At 44.1% G+C, this 8,475-nt stretch carries 10 protein-coding genes and 1 tRNA gene; 2 read left to right on the top strand and 9 right to left on the bottom strand.

Annotation, left to right across the window (positions count from 1 at the left end; all coding sequences use genetic code 11):
- Positions 1–170: 170 nt before the first annotated feature.
- Positions 171–241 (bottom strand) — tRNA-Gly (locus tag FFM73_RS11705).
- Between the two features lie 91 nt (positions 242–332).
- Positions 333–548, bottom strand: a complete 216-nt coding sequence (locus tag FFM73_RS11700; protein WP_137631860.1) for a DUF2187 domain-containing protein — start codon at positions 546–548, stop codon at positions 333–335.
- Positions 549–714: 166 nt separating this feature from the next.
- On the opposite strand from FFM73_RS11700, the gene FFM73_RS11695 reads away from it, so the two are divergent.
- Entirely contained in the window at positions 715–1,122 is a 408-nt protein-coding gene (locus FFM73_RS11695; protein WP_137631859.1) for a DUF1516 family protein, read from the top strand.
- Between the two features lie 67 nt (positions 1,123–1,189).
- Here FFM73_RS11695 and FFM73_RS11690 read toward each other — a convergent pair whose 3' ends face one another.
- The 4 genes from FFM73_RS11690 to asnB form a co-directional block, all read right to left on the bottom strand.
- A complete protein-coding gene (locus FFM73_RS11690) occupies positions 1,190–1,900 on the bottom strand; it encodes an aspartate/glutamate racemase family protein (protein ID WP_137631858.1) in 711 nt (236 codons plus the stop codon).
- A gap of 5 nt (positions 1,901–1,905) precedes the next feature.
- Entirely contained in the window at positions 1,906–3,159 is a 1,254-nt protein-coding gene (locus FFM73_RS11685; protein ID WP_137631857.1) for a carboxylate--amine ligase, read from the bottom strand.
- Positions 3,160–3,161: 2 nt separating this feature from the next.
- A complete protein-coding gene (locus tag FFM73_RS11680; RefSeq protein WP_137631856.1) occupies positions 3,162–4,697 on the bottom strand; it encodes a UDP-N-acetylmuramoyl-L-alanyl-D-glutamate--2,6-diaminopimelate ligase in 1,536 nt (511 codons plus the stop codon).
- 102 nt (positions 4,698–4,799) lie between these two features.
- Positions 4,800–6,704, bottom strand: a complete 1,905-nt coding sequence (gene asnB, locus FFM73_RS11675) for an asparagine synthase (glutamine-hydrolyzing) (protein WP_137631855.1) — start codon at positions 6,702–6,704, stop codon at positions 4,800–4,802.
- 247 nt (positions 6,705–6,951) lie between these two features.
- On the opposite strand from asnB, the gene FFM73_RS11670 reads away from it, so the two are divergent.
- On the top strand, positions 6,952–7,188 hold the full coding sequence (locus tag FFM73_RS11670) for a hypothetical protein (protein WP_137631854.1): 237 nt from the start codon (positions 6,952–6,954) through the stop codon (positions 7,186–7,188).
- 188 nt (positions 7,189–7,376) lie between these two features.
- Here the strand turns inward: FFM73_RS11670 and FFM73_RS11665 are convergent, their stop codons facing one another.
- Genes FFM73_RS11665 through FFM73_RS11655 form a run of 3 tightly spaced genes read right to left on the bottom strand, consistent with a single transcriptional unit; the run spans position 7,377 to position 8,238 of the window.
- Entirely contained in the window at positions 7,377–7,643 is a 267-nt protein-coding gene (locus FFM73_RS11665) for a hypothetical protein (protein WP_137631853.1), read from the bottom strand.
- A gap of 6 nt (positions 7,644–7,649) precedes the next feature.
- Entirely contained in the window at positions 7,650–8,042 is a 393-nt protein-coding gene (locus FFM73_RS11660; protein WP_137631852.1) for a hypothetical protein, read from the bottom strand.
- A complete protein-coding gene (locus tag FFM73_RS11655) occupies positions 8,023–8,238 on the bottom strand; it encodes a hypothetical protein (protein WP_137631851.1) in 216 nt (71 codons plus the stop codon). Before FFM73_RS11655 ends, FFM73_RS11660 begins: the two co-directional genes overlap by 20 nt.
- Positions 8,239–8,475: the final 237 nt, after the last annotated feature.

Genomic DNA, 8,475 nt, shown 5'->3' with positions numbered 1-8,475 from the left:
AAATAGTGTAGTGTCCTATTTGCGTGTTCAAATATAATAATGGTATAGAAAAAGGAGTTGAAAGGCAAACTGCCTATCAACTCCAAATATCGTAGCACCGGAAAAATGAAAATTTTTCCAACAAAAAAACCGACCCTCTCAGGTCAGCTCTGCACCGCGTTGTTCTCTTAAGCGGGTAACGGGAATCGGACCCGCGACTCAAGCTTGGGAAGCTTGGATTTTACCACTAAACTATACCCGCACAACACTAACTATATTATCATACTAGGCGCATTTTGTCAGCATCATTTGCATAAAAATGAACTTTTCTGAAATAGTTAGCTGTAAACTGGTTACTCTGCCTTTGCTTTAACTGGTTTGGCGTCCTCTTTACGCACAATTGCGCGGTTGTTGAGTTCACCGACCAGAATACGATCTTCATCGTCAAATGATAAAATGTGAATTAAAACCGAGTTTTCATAGACCTTCTCGATCTCACCTTCAAAGTCGTGTACGAAAGAGCCAAATTTAGCGCCCTGTACGTAATCACCGATTTTATGTTCAGCCATGAGTTATTCTCCTCCACTTCGCATGATGAAAAAGATAATAACAAATATCTTCGGTAAATACAAGCCTCAACTACATATTCGTTAAAATTTCTAGAAAAATAACCTTCACTTAAGATTTCCAATTGGAAGTACGCTTCACAGGCCCAGCGTGGTAGACTTAGGATAAATGTTTAATCGCGGTATTACTATTAATATGCACCTAATTTTTACGCAAGGACGTGATCACATGTGGCTCAGCATTTACTTTGCCAGTTTGATACTTCTCATTCCCATAACGATTATCGGACTTAGCCGAACATCCGAAAAACACATCTCCCAGTTTCTTATTCTGGACCGCATCGTCTACCTCATCATGGCAACCGGCATGGTGGTCTTGATGATCCGTACTTTTCACCACGCCCCACTGTTAGTCTCTTTAAAGGGCATATTGGCGGTGTTAGTCATCATCATTATCGAAATGGCATTCGGCCACAAACAGGAACATTCGTTATCCATTGTCTGGAGCGTCGGTATCACCATCTTGATCCTTATAACGGCTGCAGTTAGCGTTATGTTGACGTTGCATTCGATATAAGTCATTTCATACTAAAAGAGTGAATTTCCCAAATCGGAAATTCACTCTTTTTATCATCAAATCAAAGTCACTGCTTCTGCGTCTTCAAAGCCAGTTCCAACGACCGGTCAACCAAAATCGATTGACTATCGATCATCGGCTTATCCGTAACCGGTTCACGGTCCTGCGCTAATGACAGTTCAGTGCAGCCAAGTACTAAGGCATCACAGCCGGTCTCGTCAAACATCTGCTGAACCAACCCATGGTAAAGTCTGCGGTCAACGTGGTTGTTTTCCTTGATGTTATCGTAGATCAGCTGATTCGTCTGATCCTGTACGGAGCGGCTGGGTGCCAGAAATTCATAGCCGGCAGCCTTGATTTCTTGATCGTAAATATGATCAAAAATCGTCCCTTCTGTGGCAATTAGACCGATCTTGCGCGCGTTGGGATACTTAGTCTTAATTTCTTTAACCGCTTCACGTGGCATGTGCAGAATGGGAATATCAGTCACCGCCTGCATTTCATCATAGAAATAATGAGCCGTGTTACATGGTAACGCAAAGAAATCTGGTCCCAATTTACTCTGATCCTTAATGTCTGCCACTAAGGGGGTCAATGGATTAGGCTGATTGTGATCCTTAATGTAAGCCGTCCGGTCAGGCACCGTTGAGTGGTTGACCAAGATGTAGTTCAAATAATCCTGGTCACGGTTCGCAGGTGTCCGTTCGTTTAGCTGATGGATATAGGTTTCGGTAGCTTCCGTACCCATACCGCCAATAATCGTAAAGAAGTGTTTCATTGTACTCACCCTTTGTTTTCAGCGAAGTACCGGTCGAAGTTCTTCGTGTAGTTATGATTCATCCACTTGATCAACGCCCAGCGCTTCAAGTTCATATCTTTTGAATATTGATACGTTGTGCCATAACGACCCGCGCGAATCAATTCTAGCGCGTGGTCTTTGTCGGCGTTTTCGCGAGCGTACTTTTTGAAGACCTTTACGGGAACCCCTAACCAAAGCGCGTGCTTGGATTCGTCCTGGTTACCGTACACCGTGGGCTGGTCAACTAGATCCTGCTTCACGTAGTCCTTGACGACCCAGTCAGCCAGATTATAGCCGTTCAGGGTAACAAAGAAGCTGCTACGGCCCTGACGCAAGTTAATTTCAAATAGTTTGAATGTGTCATCACGACTATCATACTTCATATCAAAGTTAGCGTAGCCGGTGAACTTAATTTTTTCCAAAAAGTCCTGAATCTGCTTGTAGATTTTTTCGTTATACTCCGGCAAAATCGCGACGTAATTCCCGATAGCGGATGGTGCTGGGTCTTCCAGTAACGGGTGGCCGAGGCACATCATCTTTACGTGATGGTGCTGGTCAACGTAGGCGTTTAACACGCGCATGTTGCTGTCGTCACCAGGAATGAAGTCCTGCAAAATAAAGTCGGACTTGTAGCCGTTAGCGTAAGCCGCGTTCAACACCTTGTCGAATTCTTCTCGGGATTGAATCCGAAAGGCTTTTTTCCGGCCTTCAAAATGTACGTCGAGCCATTCTACACTGTTGGCTGGCTTCAAGGCAACTGGATAGTCAAACGGCTGCTCAACTTGATCTTGATGCTCATGATCAGCCTTGGAGATCGTCCGAGTTGCAGGATACGGCAACTTGTATTTGTCACAGACTTCGTAGAAACGTTCCTTGTTGTTCAAGTGTTTCAGCATATCGTAGTCGATATAAGGACAAACAAACACATCAGAGAGTTCGTCCTTGTGCTTAGCAATCAGTTCAGCATAACCGTCACCGCAGCCAATCAAAATGACGGGTTCCTTGTGGTCACGGTACCGTTCCTTGATCTTGCGCATGGAATCGATCCAAACTGGATCTTCGGCAAAGCCGGGGATCAGTTCCAAATCAACGATCTTCGTGTAACGTGTTGGTGCCAACTGAATTGAAGCAATGGCCTTAACGGGCTGATGGTAGAGCTTATAAAATGAACGTGCCATCCCGTAAACGTTAAAGTCACTCCCCAGCAAAATTGGGGTAAATTTTGGTGCTTCTTGCATTGTTAAAGTTCCTCCACAACCTGTTTGGCAATCGTTACGTCCGTTGGATAAGGCGTATCGACACCGTTAATTTTCTGGTAGGCGTCTTCGCCCTTCCCAGCTAGCACGACAATGTCGTCTTTAGTACTCATTTCAATCGCGGTTTTAATCGCTGTTGCGCGATCCATCACAAATTTAACTTGCACCCGATCATGATCGATGTGGGCGTCAATTTCTTTAGCAATCTTCTTCGGGTCTTCAAAAGCCGGATCATCCGTCGTTAAAATGGCAATGTTTGCTTTTTCACTCAGCGCCTTGCCAAATCCTGCGCGACGAGAAACGCCTTTGTTACCGGTACTGCCGACCACCACAATCACGCGACCGGCATCCGTCTGCGCCTCCAAAAAGGTCAGCAGCGCTTTTAGACTGGCGTAATTATGCGCATAGTCAATGTAGATCGTCCCGTGATCCTTGCTGGTGACCATTTCCATCCGCCCAGGCACATGAACACCAGTCAACGCGGTTTTAGCATCCTCGTAGCTGGCACCGGCAAGGGCGCTGGCCATAATGGAACTGACCGCGTTAGATTCGTTAAAGTCTCCGGCAATATGCAGTTCATAACTGCCATCAATTGCCAGCACTTTGCCCTTATCAGACAGCGCGGACACTTGGAAATCGCTTTGGTGCAAGGTTTCGTTAGTGTTCTTAAAGGTTACGTCTAAGTCCAAAGGCATCTGAACCTTAGTACCCTCACGCGCATACAGATAAATGTTTTCTGGCTGGGTCGTCGTTTTCGCTGCGTAATAGATATCAGCTAGATGATCCGTTTCAGCGTTAATAATGCATTTGTCAGAGTTGACTAACAACTGCTCTTTACAATGTAAGTAATCCGCAAAGGTTGGGTGTTCATTTTCACCGATATGGTCCGGCGTAATGTTGAGGAAGATGCCCACGTTATACCGCAAACCATAGACCCGGTTCTTCTTGTAAGCCTGCGAAGAAACTTCCATCACCAAATGGGTCATCCCGTTATCCACCGCGTGACGCATATCATGGAATAGATCCAATGATTCTGGCGTGGTCAAATGTGATTTGAAACGGTCTTCCGGTGCGTTGCCCACAATGCGGTCAATGGTTGAAAATAACGCTACCCGATCGTGGGTATGTTCCCTTTCGATACCGTATGTGAAATAAGAAGACGTGGTTTTGCCCTTGGTTCCAGTAAAGGCAATCACAAACAGCTCATTTTGCGGATAGTCGTAAAAAGCAGCGCCCAGTATCGACATCGCTTTTTGAATGTCGCTGACGAGAATCGAAGTCATCCCTTCACCCTCGTTATAGCGCGTTTCAGAGACGTAAGCCGTAGCGCCCGCCCGTTTAGCATCCGCTAAATAAGCAGCTTTAAAATTACCCTTACAAAAGAACAGCGTATCAGGCTGAACCGTTTTTGAATTGTAAGTCACGTGTGAGAACTTTTGATCATGCTCAGAAGTCGTCACAGCAGTTAATAAATCATGTTCCCGTAATAAAGTCACCACTTGGGTAATATCAAGTGACATGGCTAATTCATCTCCAATAATTGAGTCCTAGACTCTATTGTTTCACAATTTTATTCAAAAAGAAACCGACATTTCAGCCGGTTTCATATTGAAGTGTGCAGTTTAGTTAGCAACTGGGATCTTGTCGATATCCGTACGGTGAACCTTGCTGATCGTATCTGCAGAAGTATTTTCTGGGAAGTAAACTTCATACCAGAGAATAAAGGTGTAGATCGTAAAGATCTTTTGCATCGATGATTTACCGTTGATATGTTCTTGGAGAATATCAAGTAATGCATCAGTGTTGAAGAACTTCTTCGCAACGTCTGAGGTAAAGGCCTCTTCGATCCGCTTACGGTACTTATCTTCCTTGATCCAGCTAGCAATTGGAGATGGGAAACCCATCTTTTCCTTCTTCGCAATCCGCTCTGGCAGCTCAGATAAGGCAGCAGTTCGCAGCGAAACCTTGGTTTCAGTACCGCGAATTCTGGTCTTGATTGGCATGGTCGAAGCAAATTTAGCGACTTCTTTATCAACCAATGGTGTCCGAACTTCCAACGAATTACACATGCTCATCCGGTCAGCCTTGTGCAAAATGTCATATGGCAGCCAAGTGTTGATGTCAAAATACTGCATCTGCGTCATTTCATCTTTGCCCTTAACATCATCGAAGATATGCTTGGTGTATTCACCCGCATCCCGGTTCAAATCAGGGTTCTTCAAGATCTTTTCACGGTCATGGTAATCAAAGACGTAGTTGACCCGGTAATAGCGTTCACTCAACGGTTCAGCACCACGGACTAAGAAACGACGGCCATGGAATCTTGGCAAGTTGACCACGGCTTTAGCCAGTCCCTTACGGACAAGCTTTGGCACGTATTTTTGATAGCGTTCAAATGGCTTAGCTTCCAGATAAGTGTTGTAGCCACCGAAGAACTCATCGGCACCTTCACCGGATAGCGCAACCTTCACGTGCTTACGGGTACCCTTAGACAGGTAGTACAGCTGCATGGCTGAAGGATTAGATAGCGGTTCATCCATGTAGTACATGATGGTTGGTAAAATGTCGAAGTAGTCATCACCGGTCATCGTTAACGGAGTGTTTTCCTGCTTAATTTCCTTAGCAAATTCCGTTGACCAGCTCAGTTCACTGTACTTTGAGTTATGGAAGCCCAAAGAAAATGACTGGATCGGCTTTAACTTAGCAGCTTCGTTCAGCACGTAGCTGGAATCGATCCCACTGGACAAGAAACTACCGACTTCAACATCGGCGATCATATGCGCGTCAACTGATTCGTCAACAAGCTTACGAATCTTCTTCGCGTCACCTTCGATGGTTTGGTTTTCATCGATATTGTCATAGTTGAATTTGTAGTATTCATGGGTTTCAGTATGGCCGTCAGCCTTATGAATAAAGTAATGGCCAGGCATCAACTTGAAGACGTTCTTAAACATGGTGTCTTTTGAAGGAATGAATTCAAAGCTCAAGTGAATGGCTAATAGATCTTCGTTCAATTCCTTCTTAAAGTTTGGATGTTCCAAGAACGCTTTGATTTCAGAAGCCCACAGGAACGTCTTGCCATCATCATAGTAGTAAAGTGGCTTGATACCAAAATGATCCCGGGCACCGAATACTTCGCCAGTTTTAGAATCATAAATAGCAAACGCAAACATTCCGCGTAAATGCTGCAGTAATTCTGGACCCCAAGCATCGTAACCGTGAATCAAGACTTCTGAATCCACGTCAGTTCGGAATTCGTAACCTAAATCTTGTAGTTCTTTACGAATATCTTGGTAGTTATAAATTTCACCATTAAAAGTTAAAACTTTAGTTTGATCCTGGTTATACATGGGTTGTTTACCATGCGCAAGGTCAATAATTGATAGACGACGGAACCCCATTGAGACCTTGTCATCGTTAAAATAAGCTTCATCATCTGGTCCACGGTGACGAATCCGGTTGGCCATCTTCACGATCGTATCGCTAGGCACATCTGTCTGGTTGACATAACCAACAAATCCACACATGTTGTAATCCCCTTTTTTAGCATTTCACTTATTTACCATTTCACGTGGCGCATGATACACGCCGATATCGCGTCTTAATTAATCCAACGATATAAAACTCGTGATTCAAAACAAAGTATATTTTATCAAAAAAACCGCTGTAATACTAGGAAACATCGTGGCTTATAACGTTTTCTTTAAACTCCCAGCATGAAAGCGATTACGGGATGCGGTATAATAGAACTAAACCATGAATGGAGTGATTTTAATGGACAATCTTATATTTTTCAACCCTGGCGATTCAATTGCCAACTTTCATGACTATGATGAAGCGGTGAGGAGTGCCCAGATCTATCGCGAAAATCATCTTCAAGATGGTCATATCCTAGTTGTTAAAGGCATGGAGAGCCAAAAACAGTTCGACATTTTCCTGTCCGATAATGCAATTACCCACGACAACGAACTGGGTGAATCAAAACCTTATAAGGTGTCGAAGAAATTTTAGGCAAGGTGCGTAAACGGGCGTTTAGAGAGCGAAATGTAAGAGCCGAAGAGTGAAGCCCCCGAATTTTGGGGTTTTACTCTTCGGCTTTTACATACAGCTCTCTGCCCGTTGTAGCCCGATTAGGCAATATAACTTGGTACTCTTTAATATAGTCATAACTCAATTAAACAATATAAGTCCAATCAGCCTCAAAGCCCACGCCGGTTTTGAGGCTGTTTAGCGTACGGCAGCTGCATATTTTTACCATTGGCACGGATACTTAAAAAGTGATCTTGATCGTACCGGACAAAGGTGACCGGTGGCTGAACACTGAGTTGAGCAAATTCACTGGTCAGTGACAGTAACTCTTCACCACTATCCGAAAGCTGATACCCGATACTACCGAAAAACAACTTAATCTCCGCTTTGCGATCCCGGATATGCAATTCAGAAACATCACTGATCAGTAACTGCATCCCAGTTCAGACCCCTTTCGTTGATGAATTATCCTCAATGTAATCAATTGCCTGCAATAAGTGATCTTTAAAGCTAATCAGATCGTAATAAGCCATTGACTTCGTTGGGAGCGAAACAATTTCACTTGATAAATCTAGTAATACTTGCAAATATCGCCGATGCAGTCGCTGAGCCGCCAATGGTTCGCGCCGGGACAATCGCTGATTAGCTTGATAACTATCCCGAATGTCGCGTCGCAGCTGCTGACTTTCCTGAGTCACCAGTTCAAAATCACCTTGTTTGCGTACCGCCTCTTCGACGTAAGTAATCTGCCAATGCCACTGCTGAAGCTGCATCAAAATCGTTGTTTGAGCTCGTTGGTAGTCACTAAAATCAACTTTATTTTGGTCGGTTGGCAAGCGCCTGGCGTCCCTTTTCCGTTAAACCATTCACATATGGATCAGCATCAATGTAACCGGCGTCGATCAACGGCTTTGGATCCCCGCCAATCGAATTATCACAATAATCCACAAAGTGACTCGTGCTCGTCCCCGGTTCAACCTTACCCGAAGCAATTGCATCCAAAATATTATAATCCGTTGCTGTTAATTCCATCAGAAAGCCTCCCAATTGTATTTAAATTGAGAATAGCGTAATTTCCCTTTATCTGCAAGGAATTGCGTTTCAATTCTGCAGAACGCTGCCAATCAAAAACGCATGCTGTGAGCAATGCCCATACCATGCGTTTATTTAGGTCTAAGCTTTTTAGTGTTGATTAAGTTCAACACTGAGAAACTTAGGCCTGTTTTTTTGCAAAAAAAGGACACCTAGTCTCCCAGGCGTTATACTTTA

The organism is Secundilactobacillus hailunensis, assembly GCF_005405185.1.
In the GTDB taxonomy this organism is placed as follows: domain Bacteria; phylum Bacillota; class Bacilli; order Lactobacillales; family Lactobacillaceae; genus Secundilactobacillus; species Secundilactobacillus hailunensis.
This window is presented reverse-complemented; position numbering and strand designations above follow the sequence as displayed.